13 protein-coding genes are annotated in these 17,116 nt (G+C 71.0%); 5 read left to right on the top strand and 8 right to left on the bottom strand.

Going from position 1 to position 17,116, the window contains the following annotated elements; genetic code table 11:
• Nucleotides 1-121: 121 nt before the first annotated feature.
• Nucleotides 122-1,543, top strand: coding sequence for a xylan 1,4-beta-xylosidase (locus AB0L37_RS34340; protein WP_365514624.1), 1,422 nt, complete (start codon nucleotides 122-124; stop codon nucleotides 1,541-1,543).
• A gap of 55 nt (nucleotides 1,544-1,598) precedes the next feature.
• Here AB0L37_RS34340 and AB0L37_RS34335 read toward each other — a convergent pair whose 3' ends face one another.
• The 5 genes from AB0L37_RS34335 to AB0L37_RS34315 all read right to left on the bottom strand — a co-directional run bounded on the left by AB0L37_RS34335 (nucleotide 1,599) and on the right by AB0L37_RS34315 (nucleotide 9,171).
• Nucleotides 1,599-5,621, bottom strand: a complete 4,023-nt coding sequence (locus AB0L37_RS34335) for a lipopolysaccharide biosynthesis protein (protein WP_365514622.1) — start codon at nucleotides 5,619-5,621, stop codon at nucleotides 1,599-1,601.
• Nucleotides 5,614-6,438, bottom strand: a complete 825-nt coding sequence (locus AB0L37_RS34330) for a polysaccharide deacetylase family protein (RefSeq protein ID WP_365514620.1) — start codon at nucleotides 6,436-6,438, stop codon at nucleotides 5,614-5,616. Before AB0L37_RS34330 ends, AB0L37_RS34335 begins: the two co-directional genes overlap by 8 nt.
• Nucleotides 6,435-7,442: a glycosyltransferase family 2 protein gene (locus tag AB0L37_RS34325; RefSeq protein ID WP_365514715.1), complete on the bottom strand. Its 1,008-nt coding sequence runs from the start codon at nucleotides 7,440-7,442 to the stop codon at nucleotides 6,435-6,437. The genes AB0L37_RS34330 and AB0L37_RS34325 overlap by 4 nt, the downstream gene beginning before the upstream one ends.
• Nucleotides 7,443-7,525: 83 nt before the next feature.
• Nucleotides 7,526-8,353, bottom strand: a complete 828-nt coding sequence (locus AB0L37_RS34320; protein ID WP_365514617.1) for a glycosyltransferase family 2 protein — start codon at nucleotides 8,351-8,353, stop codon at nucleotides 7,526-7,528.
• A 392-nt stretch (nucleotides 8,354-8,745) separates the two neighbouring features.
• On the bottom strand, nucleotides 8,746-9,171 hold the full coding sequence (locus tag AB0L37_RS34315; RefSeq protein WP_365514614.1) for a hypothetical protein: 426 nt from the start codon (nucleotides 9,169-9,171) through the stop codon (nucleotides 8,746-8,748).
• Between the two features lie 328 nt (nucleotides 9,172-9,499).
• Here AB0L37_RS34315 and AB0L37_RS34310 point away from each other — a divergent pair, with 328 nt between their 5' ends.
• Nucleotides 9,500-10,318 carry an SGNH/GDSL hydrolase family protein gene (locus AB0L37_RS34310; protein WP_365514612.1) on the top strand — a complete coding sequence of 273 codons (819 nt, stop codon included), beginning with the start codon at nucleotides 9,500-9,502 and terminating at the stop codon, nucleotides 10,316-10,318.
• Nucleotides 10,319-10,326: 8 nt separating this feature from the next.
• Here AB0L37_RS34310 and AB0L37_RS34305 read toward each other — a convergent pair whose 3' ends face one another.
• A complete protein-coding gene (locus AB0L37_RS34305) occupies nucleotides 10,327-12,048 on the bottom strand; it encodes a serine/threonine-protein kinase (protein WP_365514609.1) in 1,722 nt (573 codons plus the stop codon).
• A 175-nt stretch (nucleotides 12,049-12,223) separates the two neighbouring features.
• Here AB0L37_RS34305 and AB0L37_RS34300 point away from each other — a divergent pair, with 175 nt between their 5' ends.
• From AB0L37_RS34300 to AB0L37_RS34290, 3 genes are all read left to right on the top strand, one after another.
• A complete protein-coding gene (locus tag AB0L37_RS34300) occupies nucleotides 12,224-12,892 on the top strand; it encodes an anti-sigma factor (RefSeq protein ID WP_365514607.1) in 669 nt (222 codons plus the stop codon).
• A 126-nt stretch (nucleotides 12,893-13,018) separates the two neighbouring features.
• On the top strand, nucleotides 13,019-13,288 hold the full coding sequence (locus AB0L37_RS34295; protein ID WP_338694887.1) for a hypothetical protein: 270 nt from the start codon (nucleotides 13,019-13,021) through the stop codon (nucleotides 13,286-13,288).
• Nucleotides 13,289-13,567: 279 nt separating this feature from the next.
• The gene (locus tag AB0L37_RS34290; RefSeq protein WP_365514603.1) at nucleotides 13,568-15,307 is read left to right on the top strand and encodes an amidohydrolase; all 1,740 of its coding nucleotides are present in this window, start codon (nucleotides 13,568-13,570) and stop codon (nucleotides 15,305-15,307) included.
• Between the two features lie 21 nt (nucleotides 15,308-15,328).
• On the opposite strand, the gene AB0L37_RS34285 is transcribed toward AB0L37_RS34290, so the two are convergent.
• Complete coding sequence (locus tag AB0L37_RS34285; RefSeq protein ID WP_365514600.1) at nucleotides 15,329-16,105, bottom strand: ABC transporter permease; 777 nt, start codon at nucleotides 16,103-16,105, stop codon at nucleotides 15,329-15,331.
• Entirely contained in the window at nucleotides 16,102-17,070 is a 969-nt protein-coding gene (locus AB0L37_RS34280) for an ATP-binding cassette domain-containing protein (RefSeq protein WP_365514597.1), read from the bottom strand. Before AB0L37_RS34280 ends, AB0L37_RS34285 begins: the two co-directional genes overlap by 4 nt.
• Between the last annotated feature and the right edge of the window lie 46 nt (nucleotides 17,071-17,116).

Raw genomic sequence — 17,116 nt, 5'->3', positions numbered from 1 at the left:
CAGGGCCCGTCGTGGCGCGTCCCGCCCGTACCACGCGACGACGCTCGCCCCGGAGCTCGTTACGAGGCTGTGGCAACGGAGCCTGTCCCTCCGCCAACTGCCCTCGTTACCCTTGTCCCTGATGGGACGTCATGGGTGGGATTCGGGGGCACGGCGATGGCGGCTCATCGCCCTGCTCGGCGTGGGGATGGCCGTACTGGCCCTGGTGCTGACCGTGATCAGCACGCTTCCGGACGACAGGACGAGAACCGCCGGCACGACGCCGGACGGTGACAAGGTGCACGGCACACCCGCCGAGCCCCCCAAGAAGCTGGGGCCGGAGGTGGGCTGGGGGTTCACGCACACCCAGTACTCGGCCGATGAGGGCGCGTCCGCCGCCGTCGAGCGCGCGGAGCAGCTCATCGGCAAGCGGCCGATGCCGCAGATCCAGCACGTCATGGGCTGGGGGGCGAACAACCCCGAGCCGGTGAAGGGGCGTTACCAGTTCGAGGAGATGGACCGCCGGATCGACTTCATCCGCAAGTCGGGCGGCACCCCGGTCGTCACGCTGTGCTGCGCGCCCGACTGGATGAAGGGCGGCAAGGCCGGTGTCGGCAACACGGACTGGAGCCAGCGGAACCTGGAGAAGGCGCCGGACCCCGAGCACTTCCAGGACTACGCGAACCTCGCGACGACGGTCGCCAAGCGGTACCCGTACGTACGCCACTTCATCGTCTGGAACGAGTTCAAGGGGTTCTGGAACGACGCGGAGGGCCGCTGGGACTACGAGGGCTACACGAAGCTCTACAACCTCGTCTACAAGGCCCTGAAGAAGGTCGACAAGGACATCATGGTCGGCGGCCCCTACCTGGTGATGGACAGCCTCGACCCGAAGCAGACCGACGGCGCCTCCGACACGGTCAAGGGCCCCTGGGGGCGCATGGACCAGCGGATCCTCGACGCCTTCACGTACTGGAACGAGAACAAGGCGGGCGCCGACTTCGTCGTCGTCGACGGCTCCAGCTACACGAACGACGACGAGATGCTGCCGAACGAGTTCAAGGCCACCGACAAGTTCACGGCCGTCGGCAAGTGGATCGAGCAGCAGACCGGTGATCTGCCGCTGTGGTGGTCCGAGTACTACGTCGAGCCCGCCGACAGCAAGGACGAGCGCGACGGCTGGAGCGAGCCGCACCGCGTCGCCGTGCAGGCCTCCGGGATGATCGCGATGTCGAAGGGCGGCGCCACGTCCGGGTTCTACTGGAACCCCATGGACGAGAAGGGCGACTCCTGCGCCGGCTGCCTGTGGCGGCCCACGGACGCGGCGTCCGGCGGCGGACCGCTGCCGATGTACGACCTGGTGTCGCGGTTCAACGAGGAGTTCGGGCCCGGGACGACGTTCGAGACGGTGCCGGTGGCCGCCGACGACGTGCCGAATGTCCGGGTCATCGCCGACGACAAGGCCGTCCTCGTCGTGAACACCCTCAACCGGCCGATCAGCGCGAAGATCGACGGCAAGCGGTTCGAGATGCAGGGTTACGAGGTGAAGTGGCTCAAGCGGTGAGACGGCGCCCCCGGTGCCCCCGGGCAGGGGGCACCGCACCCGGCCGCCGGACCCGCTATTGCAGGCCCATCGTGATGAACCGTTGGACCAGCGACGCGAGGACCACCGCGAGCAGCGGCAGCGAGAACCAGAACGTGCTCTGCAACCACCGCAGTTGACGCATGCTGGGCCGCGCCGCCACCCGCACCACCTCACGGGCGGTGAGCAGCACGATCAGGGCGAGCGCCGCGAGCGCGCCCACCACCGACCACGGCGTCCAGGTGACCTGCGGGCCGATCGGGCCCGGATCGGCCTTCGCCACCTTGCCGGACGGCTGCTTGCGCAGCTGGTACATGGTCACGTCCGCGTTGGCGTAGACCTTCTTCAGCTCCTGCCGTGCGTCGAGGTTCTGGACGAGCCGGGTCTTCCACGTCCTGGAGTAGCCGACGTCCATCTCCAGATAGACGACCTGGCTCTCGTTGATCATCAGGTACGAGTTCGGGCCCGCGTCCTTGAGCGCCTTGACGAGGCTGCCGACCAGGACCGGGTCGGGCGGCGCGAGCGTCGGCACGTACTGGACCTTCTCCATGTCGCGGGCGCCCCACGGCATGGCCGGCGTGACGTTGTCGAGGGTGTCGTTGCTCATCCACAGCAGGCGCACGGTCGGCTTGTCGTGCGCGTACACGTAGTCCATCGCGGCGACCTCGCCGGGCCGGATCCGCTCGAAGGGCTCGTTGCCCCAACGGGCCACCAGGAAGCCGCCCATGAGCAGCAGCCCGGCAAGGACCGCGGCCAGCGGAGCCAGGCTGATCCGGTCCCTGTCGCGCTCCTTCGCGGTGACCCCGGTGCGCGGGAACAGCGCGAGTCCGGCGAGCAGGGCGGCGCCCGGCAGGGCGAACATGAAGACGCGCAGCGCCATCTCACCGCCGTACGACTGCATGCCGAAACCGAGGAACGGCACGAAGGTCAGGACGACCAGGGAGCGCTCGCGGTACTTCCAGTCGCGCCGGCGCCACCAGCCCCAGCAGGCGAACGCCATGACGCCGCCGGCGAGCAGCACGCGGACGTAGAGCACGAGCTTGTGGGTCGAACTGCCGCCCTGGATACGGCCGGAGACCGAGGAGGAGACATTGCCGCCGACGCCGCCGACGCCGCCGAACAGGTCGTTGAAGTGACCCGACCAGTACGGCTCCGCGAGGAAGCCCAGCCAGACGGCGACGATCACACCGAACAGGAGCGGCAGGCCACGCAGTTCGGAGCGGCCGACCAGGACCAGGACGGCGAGCACGCCCAGCATCACGAACGGGGTCAGCTGGTGGGCCGGGACCGTCGCCGCGAACAGGCCGATCAGGACGACGAGGAGCACCGCCCGCTGCCGGCGGTCCGTCGGCTCGACCTCCGTCTCGCCGGGGCGCCGCTTGGTCCACAGCACGCGCGGCGCCCGGAACCAGACCAGCAGGATCGCCACGAAGACGAGATAGAGCAGATACGTGAATCCCTGCGGCGAGAAGTAGTCCTGCCCCACCCAGCCGCTGAGCACGAAGATCCACAGGCCGGTCCACTTGGCCTTCCAGCTCGCCCGCACCGAGCGAAGGAGCAGGAACATCGGTGCCAGGTAGAGGAGTTGGATGGTCATCGGCCACCAGCGGATGACCTCGGTGAGATCGCTGACACCGCAGGCCTTGGCGAGGAACGCGGCCGCGGCGAAGAAGCCCGGCCAGCTCCAGCGGGCGTCCAGGTCGGGCACCGCCGAGCCCGTGCGGTCGATGTAGTCCATGAAGCCCAGGTGCTGCCAGGCCGTCGCGAACCGGGGCTCCGTCTCGATGACGGCGGGCAGCGCGTGCAGCGAGACGACCGTGGCGAGCAGGGTGAGCAACAGCAGCCGCTTGTGCGGGCGTTCGAGCCAGAGCAGGGAGCCGAAGACGCCGATGAGGAGCGCGGCCCCGAGGAGCGTCATCGGCGGCAGGACGGAGATCAGGCCGAGCCCGCCCATGTCCGCCAGATCGGCGTCGCTCATCCCGAGAACCGGGCCCCAGTACAGGCCGAGTGCGGCGACGAGCAGCAGGGACAGGACGACGACGGCCGGGGTCAGGCGCGCGCGCTCCTTCGGCGGCGCGGTCGGCAGGCCCAACTCTCCTACGGACAGGGCCGGTTCGGGCTCGCGCACGGCGGTGCCGGTCTCGGCGGCGGGGGAGTCCGGCTCCTGCGCGGCGGCCGGGCCCGGCGACAGATCGACCGTGTCGCGCGCGCCGGGCACTCCGGAGCCGTCCTCGGCGTGTCCGTCGCTCGATGCCTGCGAGGCAGAGGCAGAGGCAGAGGCCGAGGCGGAGGCGGCGGCGGTCGTGGACGTCTCGGACCCCTCGGACCCCCCGGACGCCCCGGACCCCTCGGACCCCTCGGACCTTTCCGGGGCCTCGGAAGGGGCCTCCGGGTCCTTGGCGGGCGGCGCCGAACGCTGCCCCGGCAGCGGCGTCCTGAGCGCCCACGTCGGCAGGTGCTCGCCGCGCGGCGGCGTCACGGGGCCGAGCCGCAGATCGGGCCTGCGCTCCTGGTGGTCCAGGTTGAGCTGGACCGCGAGATGCAGCGTGTCGGAGTCCATCGCGTCGCGCAGCGCCCACTTCGGACCCTGCTTCTCCGCCGCGCCCACCTGCGCCTTCGGCGTGCCCAGATCGGCCAGGTCGCCGTCCGGGGCGGCCACCCCGTCCACCGGCGCCGCCGGGGGAACGGTGCGCACCACACGCCACAGCTTCGGCGCCGCGATCGCCACGATCACCGCGAGCGAGGAGATCTCGGCGACGCCCGCGCCGGTCAGCCCCATCCGGGGCAGCAGGAGCAGCGTGAGACCGAGCACCAGGACGCACAACAGCCCTTGCAGCCAGGCGAGTCCGGACGTACGGCTCTGGGCGCGCAGCACGGCGAAGTACGTCTCCATGACCACGCGCAGTGCCGCGCCGACCGCGAACCAGCGCAGCAGCGGCGTCGCCGCGTCCGCGTAGTCCTGCCCGAACACGTGCAGCACGTACGGCGCGAGGAGGAAGAGGAGCCCGCAGATCGGGATCATGATGCGGGCCATCCGGCGCAGCGCCGCACGGGTGTTGGCGGCGAGCTGGGCGGGGTCGTGCGAGCCCTCGACGGTCAGCGAGGCCCCCATGTTGATCGCCAGCAGGTTGACCGTGCCGCCGATCGTGGTGGTGATGTAGAAGTACGCGTTGTCGGCCGAGCTGACCTGCGAGGCGATGATCACCGGTACGAGGTAGACGACGGCCAGCGAGAACAGCGAGCCCGTGTAGTCGCCCGCCAGGAAGCGGCCCATCTCGCGCAGCGTCGGCGGCTCGGCCTTGTCGCCGGTGGCCGCGATGTGCCGCGGCACGAGGCGGCGGAAGACCAGCCAGCCCAGCGGCAGCACCGAGAACGCGATGGCGACGACCCACGACACGAAGACACCGGTCGTCGCGAGCGCCGTCGCGAACGCGACCAGGAGCCCCAGCTTCACCAGCGAGAACACGGTGTTGCCGACCGGCACCCACAGCGCGCTGCGCAGCCCGGTCAGGACGCCGTCCTGGAGCGTGAGCAGGGACCAGGCGACGACGGCGGCGATGAACCCGAGACCGTTCAGCGGCCCGTGCAGGAACCGGTACGAGGGCCCCCACACGTCGAGCGTGAGCAGGAACACCACCGCGGCGACCGCGACCGCGACCGAACTCCCCGCGTACGTACGGAAGATGAAGCGGCCCGTGGCGCGCCCGGCGATCGGGATGAAGCGGGCCAGCGCGCCGGTCAGCGTCACGGCGGTGAGCCCGGCGAGGAACTTCATCGCCGCGATCGCCGCCGAGCCCTGCCCGACCGCGTCCGCCGTGTAGTAGTGCGCGGCGGCGAGCCAGAAGCCGACGCCGAGGACGCCGGAGATACCGGTGTTCAGCATCAGGGCATAGGCGTTGCGGAACAGCTGATTCCGTCCCCCGGACCCCATGCCGTCTTTGCTGCCCTTCCTGCCGCGGCCCATGCCGGGCAGCCTGAGTCTGCGACCGGACGGCGCGCTCGCCTGCCCGCCCGCGGCGTCGGTCGGTGCGGCCTGAGGGGTGGTGGTCGTGTCAGACACGGGTACGGGTTGCCTTCCGGCGGGCCTGTCGGGCTCTGCGGACCACGGCGTACCCCTTGGACAGGGCACGGTCCCTGGCGAAATGACGGCCGATCGCACGGCCCTCGACGAGCCGCTCGAACTCGGCGATACCGGTCGAGCGGCGCACGGTGACCCGTCGCAGGGCGTAGGGGCCCTGGCGGCGGCGGGCGAGGTCGTTGCCTACGGCGAGCGACTGGGCGAACCCGGCCGCGCGCACCGCCCCGCGCACCCGTCGGTCGGAGTGACCGTACGGATACGCGAAGGAGACGGGCTGCGCGCCGAGCTCCTCGGTGACGATCTCCCGGCAGTGCAGCAGTTCGAACTCCAGGTCTCCGTCGTCGACCTGGTCGAGCTGCGGATGCGTATGACTGTGCCCGCCGATCTCGACGCCCTGGGCGGCGAGCGCCCGCACCTGCTCCCAGTCGAGCATCGTGTCGAGCCCGCCCCCGGTGTCGTACGGGCCGCGCAGCCATCCCGTCGAGACGAACAGGGTGGACGCGAACCCGTGCTTGGCGAGGGCGGGCAGGGCGTGCCGGTGCACGCCCTCGTAGCCGTCGTCGAACGTGATCAGCACCGGCCGGTCGGGCAGCACCCGGCCGCCGCCACGCCAGATCCCGGCGAGGGCGGCGGTGGTCAGCGGGGTGTATCCGAGCGCGCCGAGCAGTTCCATCTGCTCGGTGAACTGCCCGGGGGAGACGGAGAGTTCACGTGTCGCCGGGCTCGGCTCGTGGGCGACCGCGTGGTACATCAGGATGGGGACGGGCACCCCGTCGGACGTCCCTTGCCGCACGCTCATGCCGCCGCCCCCGTCTCCCCCTCGCTCCGGTCGATCTCCACCACGGAGAACGTCGCGGAGCCCCCGCTCCGCGCCCGGAAACTCCCGAGAACGTACCCACCGGCCGCCGCCGCCACTCCGGCCACGATGGCCCCGGCCCGCCCCGCGCCACCTGCCCGGCCGCGCACGAAGTCCCGGAGACCACGGGCCACGCCCGCCGGGAGCACCCGGCTCGTGTAGGCACGCTCGCTCTCAAGTCCCTTGCCCGCGCCGACACTTCGGGCGACGAGCGCCTTGGACAGGCCTTCCGCGTACGTCCGCGTACGGAAGTAGGCGAACCGCTCCCGCCCGGCCGGCACCCGGTGGTGGATCACCGCGCGGTCGTCGATGAGCAGCACCGCGTCCGGTCTGGCGCGGCTGAGGCGGATGCACAGCTCCGTCTCCTCGCAGCCCAGCGGACGCTTGTCGCCGTCCCGCCCGATGCCGGTGGCGAAGCCGCCCGCCGCGGCGAAGGCGGTGCGCCGGAACGAGGCGTTGCCCCCGAGCACGTTGCGCACCCGCACCTTGCCGCGCGGCAGCCCCTTGTACGTGCAGCCCACCACCCAGTCGAACTCCTCGGGGAACCAGACGGGCCGGCGCCCCGACGCCCAGATGGGCTCGGTGCGCCCGCCGACGGCCATCACCTTCGGATCGGCGTACCCGTCGGCGAAGTGCCGCAGCCAGTCCCGCTCCGCGACGGCGTCGTCGTCGAGGAACGCGATGATCTCCCCGCGCGAGGCGGCGATCCCGGTGTTCCGCCCGGCGGACAGGCCGCGTGGCCCGGCGTTGGCGAGCACCAGGACGTCGGCCACCTCCTTGAACTCCATGGCGAGCCGCCCGAGGAGCGCGGGGTTGTGATCCACGACGAGCAGGGTCTCCAGGGCAGGACACGACTGCGCACGCACAGAGGCGACGGCGTCGAGAATGTCGCCCCAGCGGTCTTCCGTGTACACACAGATGACGACGGAGACGCTTGGTGTTCCCAGCCCCTCCGGCACATCCAGCCCCTCCGGCGCTTGAGGAGCGGGGTCCGGGGCAGAGCCCCGCGACCCGCGCGCATGACGCCCGGTCAAGACCCGTCCCCCCGTACCAGGTTGAGCCGCGAAGGGGTGGCCCGCCGCCGAGCCCGCCGATTGGACCGCTCGGCAAGGATCACCTTCAGCACCCGCAACCCGTCCCGCACGGCCCGAAGATTGCTGGCCCCGTGGATCCGGAGGTACTCGTGGCTCGGGATCTCCTGCACCTTCAGGCCCGCCTTGACGACCCGGATGTTCATCAGGGTCTCCACCTCGAACCCGGTGCAGTCGAGGTCGATCTCGTCGAGGCAGTGCCGCCAGAACGCGTTGTACCCGTAGCACAGGTCGGTGTAGCGGGCGCCGAACTTGGCGTTGACGACCGAGCACAGCGCCCAGTTGCCGAGTTTGCGGATCGGCGTCATGTCGTCCGTGCCGCCGCCGTTCGCGAAGCGTGATCCCTTGGCGAAATCGGCGCCGGAGACGAGTGCGGAGACATAACTGACGATCTCCTGGCCGTCGGCCGAACCGTCCGCGTCGACCATCACGATGATGTCGCCGGAGCACGCCTCGAAACCGGTGATCAGGGCATCCCCCTTGCCCTTTCCGTGCTGCGGTACGACCACGACTTCCGGCCACAATTCACGGGCCACTTCCACGGTGTTGTCGGTCGAATTCCCGTCGACCAGGACGACCTCGTGGATCCATTCCGGCAGTGTTTTGAAGACGTACGGAAGATTCTCCGCCTCGTTCATGGCGGGAATGACCACGCTCACCCGTGGCGCGATGGCCAGGTGCGTGGAGATCGCCCGGTAGTGGGCGGGTATGCGCGCCGGCTGATCCTCGTCATCGGGGATCACCGGTCGCACAGCAGAGCTGCTCATGAGTCTGGTCCCTCTCGTCCGGTGGACCGCCCGCCCCCGGGCGGTCCGGCTGGATATCCGGTTCGAAAGGGGGGTTCTCACTTACGGCATGACAGAATTGATCTCCGTACAGGCCGGGTGAGCTGGCAATACACACCGGTTGTTCGGACCGGCCGCGCGGCACGCGACTCGGCGACCCAGACTTGAGAAACTCGCGGCTCACCGAGCACGGCACCCCCCTACCGCGCCCCGCCCCGATCCGTCGCGATCTTGAGCCCTCCCCTAGATCGCATTGCGTGATGGACCGATGCGGGTGGATGTACGACGGTATTGATGATTGTGACTGTATGGCAAGACCTGGAACGAGGCCTCACGTTTTTGTTGTTTTGGGCTTTACCTGAACTGGCGTCCCGCTAGCGGATTTTGCGCATCCGTTTAACGGATCGGATCGCCCACTGGAGAAGAAAGGCGAGGGCGCTGAGCGCGCCCACCGCGATGACCCCGCCGTTCACCGACCAGCGGTGGGTGGCGAGCATGCCCTGGGCCACGAGCATCACCACGGCGACCGCGCCGGCCGCCGAGGTGAGGAGTCGGGCCCATGGGTCGAGGCCGCGCAGGGCCGCGGCGAACGCGGCACCGGGCGCGGCGAGCAGGAAGAAGAGCGCGAGCGGGCCGCGCAGCGGCGATTCGGCGCCCGAGAGCGCGAGGATCAGGCCCGCCGCCCCCGCGACGACGCCCGCCCCCGCGAGCAGGTACCACGCGTCAGTGCCCGGCGGTCCGTCCGCCGGGCCCGCGCCCGAACCGCCGGATGACGACGGCTTGATGCCTATGGTCTGCATTGGCGACTTTGCCCCCCGACGCGCCGGATGCCGGGCTTCAATGTCGCGCAGCGGCGGGGGCGGCGTCAAGATGCGGCGGGGATGGGATGGGTTCTGTGGTAACTGCGTTTTCCTGTCGGACACTTGACGGATGATCAGCTTCCGGGGGCGGCTCGCTTCCCGCCGTCTCTACGGGCGTAGAGCGCGGGAGTTGAGGGTATGTCGGACAAGAACCTGTTCTGACATGCACCTGTAATGAACGGCGGGCGAATGTCGGGCTCCGGTACTTCCCGGTAACTCTGTGGCGTGCTACCACAGTTGTGGCAGAGATCCTGCTAAGGGAGGTTCCATGAGACGTTTCCGACTTGCGGCATACGTGACCTCGTTCCTCTTCGCCACGACGGCCGCCCTCACCGGGGCGGGCGCCGCTCAGGCAGCAGACACCCCCACAACTCTGGCCGCCACGGGCTATGTGGCCCTCGGTGACTCGTACTCCTCGGGGGTCGGCGCCGGCAGCTACGACAGCACCAGCGGCGACTGCAAGCGCTCGACCAAGGCGTACCCGGCCCTGTGGGCAGCGGCCCACTCACCCTCCAGCTTCAACTTCAAGGCGTGCTCGGGTGCTCGTACGGGTGATGTCCTGGCCAATCAGCTCGGCCCGCTCGGCTCGGGAACCGGGCTGGTCTCCATCAGCGTCGGAGGCAATGACGCCGGCTTCGCCGACGTCATGACCACCTGCGTCCTCTACTCCGAGTCCACGTGCCTGTCCCGGATCAACGAGGCGCGTGCCTACGTCACTTCGACCCTGCCCGGCAAGCTCGGCCAGGTGTACTCGGCGATCAGCGCGAAGGCCCCGGCCGCCCACGTGGTGGTCCTCGGCTACCCCCGCTTCTACAAGATCGGCGGGTCCTGCCTCGCGGGGCTCTCCGACACCGAGCGGTCCGCCATCAACAGCGCGGCCGACCTGCTCAACTCCACCACCGCCAAGCGCGCCGCCGACTACGGCTTCACCTTCGGCGACGTGACGACCACGTTCAGCGGGCACGAGATCTGCTCGGGCTCGTCCTGGCTGCACAGCGTCAACTGGACCAACATCGGCGAGTCCTACCACCCGACCGCCACCGGACAGGCGAGCGGCTACCTGCCCGTCTTCACGTCCGCCGCCTGATCGGCGCCTCAGTACGTCGGTGAACCGGTGGTGGCCCCCGTCGTCGGGGTCACCACCTCGCACGTGACGGAGTACGCCACATAGTTGGAGGTCACGGCGACCGGGCTGCGCACCTCAACCGCGATCTGGTTGTGCAGCGTCCCGCCCGCCTCGTACGCCGTCTGTGTCGTGTTGACCGTACGGCTCTTCGCGCCGCCCGAGCCGAAGCTCAGGGTCTTCCACCCCGGGTCCGACGGCTCCCCGCTCCGCGTCACCCAGCGGTACTCGACCTCGGCCGGAGTGCGGCCCACCGTGATCGTCGCCGCGAACGAGGGTGCCTCGGCCGCGGGCGGCGGACACGCCCCCGAGTAACTTCCGCGCACCGCCTGGACGCTGACCCGCACGGACTGGGCAGGGGTGGTGGTGTGACCGCCGCTGTTGCCGCCGGACCCGCCGCTCCCGTTCCCGTTTCCGTTGCTCCCGCCGTTGTCGCCGTTCCCGTCCGTGCTGCCGTTGCTGTTGCCGCCGCCGTCGGTGGAGGCGGAGTTGCCGCCGGACGAGCCGCCCGCGCCCGAGCTGCCGCCACCGCTCGAACCACCACTGCCGGAACCGCTGTTGGTGCCCCCGCTGGAGCCGCCGCCGTCGTCGCGGTTGAGCAGCGCGTACGTGAGGCCTCCGATGGCCAGGAGCAGGACGACGATGCCCGCCATCAGCGCGAGCGAGGCGCGCCGGGCCTGGCGCTCCCCGGATCCGGCACCGCCCGGGACGGTCGTCGCCGTGCCGGCGGGAGCGGAGCCGAACGAGGCCGGGGCGGGCAGCGGCGGCGTGGGCGTGGCCGGCTGCCGCGACGTGACCGTCGGCCGCGCGGCGAGCGGAGCGCCCTGGACGCCATCCCCGCGCAACGTGCCGCCCGCGCCGATGATCCGCAGATCGCGCTCGGCGTCCGCCGCGGGCGTGCGCTCGGCCGGGTCCTTGCGCAGCACCCCCTCGATGACCGGGGCGAGCGGGCCTGCCCGGTGCGGCGCCGGCAATTCGTCGTCGACGACCGCCCGCAAGGTGCCGAGCGGGGTGTCCTGGCGGAACGGGGAGTGCCCCTCCACCGCCGCGTACAGCAGGACCCCGAGCGACCACAGGTCCGACTCGGGGCCCGGGGTGCGGCCCAACGCCCTCTCGGGGGCCAGGAATTCGGGCGATCCGATCACCTCGCCGGTCATCGTGAGCGCCTGCGTGCCCTCGACCATCGCGATGCCGAAGTCGGTGAGCACGACGCGGCCCTCGTTCGACAGGAGGACGTTGCCCGGCTTCACGTCGCGGTGCAGCACCCCCGCCTCGTGTGCCGCGCGCAGCGCCGCGAGGACCTCGGCGCCGATGTGCGCGGCGCGCTGCGGGTCCATCGGTCCCTCGGCGTCGAGCTGATCCGCGAGCGAGATGCCGCGGATCAACTCCATGACGACCCAGGGGCGTTGGTCCTCGGTGGCCACGTCGTACAACGTGATCACGTTCCGGTGCGCGATCCGGGCCGCGGCCCAGGCCTCCCGTTCGAGCCGCGCGTACATCCGCTCCACGTCGGCCGTCGGCAGCCCGGCAGGAGCCCGTACCTCCTTGACGGCGACCTCGCGGCCGAGCACCTCGTCGCGCGCCCGCCACACGGTGCCCATGCCGCCCTCGCCGAGCGGATCGAGGAGCCGGTACCGGCCCGCGACCAAACGCTCATTGCCCGGCCCTGTGCTCACGGTGCCCCCAAGACCCATGCCCTACAAGACAAGTCTGAACAAAAGTAGCTCAACCGAGCGCTGTTGCCGCCCCCTTGAACGCCAATCCGCACCCTCTGCGCGCGGCCGGGGAGCGAACTCACCGTCGGGCCATGGCAGTTGCTGTCATTGCGTCCGTCCCCCTGTACGTCGGTGCCCGCACCGCGCGAGCCGCTTGCCCCGCACTCGGGGGCCCGGGGCGCGACGGACGGGGTGCGGGCTCCATGAGGGCCGGCGCGCCCGCTCCGTCGACACCCTGCGGCTCGCGCGCGGCCTCGGTGCCGCCCCGCCCGGTCTGCGGGAGCGCGTCCTGAGCGCCGTACGCACGCTGGAGCAGGAGCCGCCCGAACCGACACGGCCCGCGCCCGCGCGCCGCCGGCCCGTGTTCGTGCCGCTCGCCGCGGGCGCCGCCGTGCTCGCGCTCGTCGCCCCCGTCCTGCTGGGCGTGGAGCTGATCCGTACTCAGGGCCGGGTTGACGCACAGAAGTCCGAGGCACGTGAGATCGCCCACGTTCTCGCCGCCCCGGACGCACGCGTCGCCCGGGGCGAGGGGCTGTCCGTGGTCGCCTCGCCGGCGCTGCGCAGCACCGTGATCACCGTCACGGGTCTGTCCGCCCCGCCGGGCGGCAAGGACCGCCAACTCTGGGTGATCTCCGGCTCGGAGCCGCCCCGTTCGCTCGCCGTACTGCCCGACCGGGGGTCCGACACGCCCGTACTGGCCTCCGGCTTGACGTCGGACGCATCTTCACTCGCTGTCACGGCCGAATCCGTCGGCGGCTCGAAGCGGCCCACGAGCGCCCCAGTTGTCCAACTCGCCCTGGAATCAGTCGTATTCGGAGAGTAACCACTGAGGTGCCGTCAACCTCCTTATGGGGGAGGTGAATCCTGCGACCGGGATACACGAGTGTCACGCGGGGGCGATAGGGTTAACCTGCCCGGGCCGGGTGCCCTCGTATGGGTGGGGAGTGACATGGAACAGATAACAGTGCGCAGCAGGCCTCGAGTGCCTGCGATCACGTGCGGGAGCAGCGCGACCAGCTCGCGTCTCGACCGCCATCTCTCGGTGCTCGGCGGTCCTGCCGTCCCGCAGCGCGAGGTGGCCGAGGCGACGACGCTGATGCGTGAGCTCACCGCGCGTGACACCGCGCACGAGCGCGGCGGAAGCCGTGCACGGATGCGGCGGGTCTCGCTCTTCGCACCCCTGCGGCGCCTGCGCCGCTCGTTGTTCGGCGGCCACTAACCCGGGCCGCCCGACCAGCAGGGCCGAGGCCCGCATCCACTCTCCGCGCCGTCCGGCGTACCGCTGCGCATTTCCGCGTCCGTCATCCCCACGGCATGCGGCGGTCGTCACGGCAGGAGAGCCGGATGCGGGCCTCTGTCGTGCCCGCACGCGCCGCACGCCGCCGTAACACCCTTGTCATGCACGGATGTTGACGGAGCAACTTCCGGGGTCCACTGTGTCGCTTGATGATCGTCGATGGCCGATACAGCTACACCAACCTCACCCCCGGAGGTGCGCGTGTGTGACCTGCACGACCAGCACGAGCACAACGAAGCCCTGATGGCCGCGGGCCCGCAGCTCAGCAGACGCCGCATCATGCAGCTGCTCGGCGCGGCCGGAGTGACCGCCGCCGCCATGACCGCCGAGGCCGACCCGGCGATGGCCGCGGCCGACGACGCCGTGGACACCGACCCCGCCGCCTACAAGGCCCCCGAGGGCCTCGCCGAGGACAGCCCCGCCAAGGCCTCCGCCCTCGACTGGATCGGCTCCAACGCCTCCCGGATCACCGGCCTGAACGCCGAGATCTGGGAACACGCCGAGCTCTCCCTGCGCGAGTGGAACTCCTCCCTCGCCGAGGCCGGATTCCTCGAACGGGCGGGATTCGACGTCCAGTTCGGCACGGCCGGCTTCCCGACCGCGTTCACCGCGACCTTCACGTACGGCAGCGGCGGCCCCGTCCTCGGCTTCAGCGGCGAGTACGACGCGCTGCCCGGCCTCTCCCAGAACAAGGGCGTCGGCCACCACGATCCGCGCGAGTACGTCCACGACCCGTTCGCCCCGAGCTACGGCCCGGGACACGGCTGCGGCCACAGCGCCCTCGGCACCGCCGCGGCGGCAGCGGCCGCCGCCGTCGCCCAGGCCGCCAAGAAGCACAGGCTGCCCGTCACCGTGAAGTTCTTCGGCTCGACAGCCGAGGAGACCCTGATCGGCAAGACGTACGCGGTGAGCAAGGGCGTGTACGAGGGCCTCGACGCCTTCCTCGACTGGCACCCCTCCACGGCGAACGCCACCGGCTGGGGCACCACCACCGCGATGACCGCCGTCACCTTCACGTTCCTCGGCGTCGCGGGCCACGGCGGCACCCCGCTCGGCAACAAGTCGGCGCTGGACGCCGCCGTGATGATGGCGACGATGTCGGAGTTCCTGCGCGAGGAGAACCTCGCGCCGTCCGGCCGCCTGCACTGGGTCATCAACAACGGCGGGGACATACCCAATGTCACTCCGGAGATCGCGGAGATCAGTTACTACGTACGCGAAGGCAGCCCGGCCCGCGTCCAGGTGCTCCTCGACAAGGTCATCGCCGTCTCCGAGGCCGCCGCCAAGGCCTCTCAGACCAAGGTGCGGCACCGGATCACCTCCGCCTGCTGGAACCAGCTGCCGTCCAAGTCCTTCGCGGAGCTGCTGCACGAGAACATGCGGCAGATCGGCCCGCCCGAGTTCACCGCCGAGGCCCACCGGCTCGCGAAGGAGCTTCAGGAGTCCCTCGGTCTGCCGCAGAAGGGTATGCACGACAAGGTCGCCGACCTCACCCCGCCCAACCCGGCTTTCCTGGGCGGCGGTTCGACCGATGTCGCGGACATCAGCTGGAACGTGCCGACCGTGTCGATGGGGGCGGCGCTCGCCCCGATCGGTACGAAGATGCACACCTGGTCGACCGCGTCCTGTGCGGCGGCGGCGCCCGGCCAGGCGGCGGTCGTGGCCGCCGCGAAGTATCTGGCGGCGACCGCGGTCGACCTGATCACCCAGCCCGCCCGACTGAAGGCCGTCAAGGACGAGTTCACGGAGCGGACCAAGGGCGTCGAGTGGAAGACGGCGCTGCCGGACGGCTACGAGCCCCCGATGTACGAGCCGCCGGCCTGGTTCCTGAAGAAGACCCGCCAGAAGTGGCCGCCGAACAACATCACCTGGCCGCCGCAGCGGATCGTCTCCCAGGAGAAGTTCTCCTCGCTCGGCCCCGAACTGGCGCCGCAGGTCTAGGAGTCGGCGCCCCGCTCGCCGTCAGCCGCGCGTGTAGCGGCGGACGGCGAGCGGCACGCACACCGCGAGAAGAACCGCGCACCAGGCCAGCGATCCGGCCACCGGGTGCGCCACGGGCCAGGCGGCCCCGTCCGGCACCGGCGCGTTGCCGCACAGGTCGCGCACGGCCGTGCACACGGCGCTGATCGGGTTCCACTCGGCGAGCGTGCGCACCCAGCCGGGCATGCCGTCGGTCGGGATGTACGCGTTCGACAGGAGCGGCAACATGAAGGTGGCGCCGCCCAGTTGACCGGCCGCCTCCTCGCTGCGCGACGCGAGGCCGAGCAGGATGCCGACCCACGTCGTCGCGAACCGGAAGAGCAGAAGCAGTCCGAACGCGGCCACGGCCGCCGCCGCCCCGCCTTCGATCCGCCACCCCATCGCGAGCCCGACGAGCACCAGCGGCACCAGGCCCACCGCCGTCGTCAGGAGGTCGGCGGCGGCCTGTCCGAGCGGCACCGCGGACCGGCTCATCGGCAGCGTGCGGAAGCGGTCCATCACGCCGCGGTGCGAGTCCTGCGCGGCGGTGAACATGCCGGTCATGATCCCGTTGGCCGCGGTCGCCACCAGCATCCCGGGCACCAGGAACGCCCGGTAGTCGGCGCCCGGCATCGCCAGCGCGCTGCCGAAGACGTAACCGAAGAACAGCAGGAAGACGATGGGCATCGTCTGCGTCATGATCAGGATCGCCGGGGCGTGCCGCAGGCGCTGGAGGTGACGGCCGAGGACGGCGCCGCCGTCGTACAGGATCGCGCTCATGCGGCGACCTCCTTGATGCTCGTGTCGGCGGTGAGGCGCAGGAACACCTCGTCGAGGGTCGGCGGGCGCAGGGTGGCGTCCACCAGCGGGACGCCGCACGCGTCGAGTTCGCGTACGACACGGGGCAGGGTGACGGCGGGGTCGAGGACGACCGCGCCGACCGTGCGCCGCTCCGGGTCGAGGACGGGCCGGGAGCCGGTGAGCTGGTCGAGGACGACGGCGGCGGCGTGCAGTCCGGACTCGCCGGCCTCCTCGGTGACCACGACCTCCGCGTAGCTGCCGAGCCGGCCCTTCAGTTCGGCGGGCGTGCCGGTGTGGGCGGCGCGGCCGCCGTCGATCAGCACGATCTCGTCGGCGAGCCGGTCGGCCTCGTCGAGGTACTGCGTGGTCAGCAGGACCGTGGTCCCCTCGCGGGCCAGCTCGCGCACCGCGTCCCAGATCTCGTTCCTGCTGTGCGGGTCGAGGCCGGTCGTCGGCTCGTCGAGGAAGAGCACGGCGGGCCGCGTGATCAGGCTCGCGGCGAGATCGAGGCGGCGGCGCATACCGCCCGAGTAGGTGCGCGCGGTGCGGTCGGCGGCCTCCGTGAGGTCGAACCGCTCCAGGAGCTCGTCGGTCCTGCCGCGCGGCGCCCGCAGCAGCCGCCCGAACAGGCGCAGGTTCTCGCGGCCCGTGAGGTCGCCGTCCACGGACGCGTACTGGCCGGTCACGCCGATGCGGCGGCGCACGGCGCCCGGGTCCTTCGCGAGGTCGTGCCCGGCGACCCGGGCGGTCCCGGCGTCCGGCCGCAGCAGCGTCGTCAACACCCGTACGGCCGTCGTCTTGCCCGCTCCGTTCGGCCCGAGCAGACCGCACACGGTGCCCTCCCGCACGGCCAGATCGAGCCCGCGCAGCGCGTGTACGGCGTTCGCGCCCGAGCCGAATCGCTTCTCCAGACCTTCACTAAGTACAGCGTACGTAGAAGTCATGGCGCCACCGTACCGCACTACGTACGGTGTACGTAACTAGGATGGT

It is taken from the genome of Streptomyces sp. NPDC052225, from assembly GCF_040679615.1.
Classification (GTDB): Bacteria; Actinomycetota; Actinomycetes; order Streptomycetales; family Streptomycetaceae; genus Streptomyces.
The sequence above is the reverse complement of the archived record's forward strand: the minus strand, read 5'-3'. Positions and strand labels throughout refer to the sequence as shown.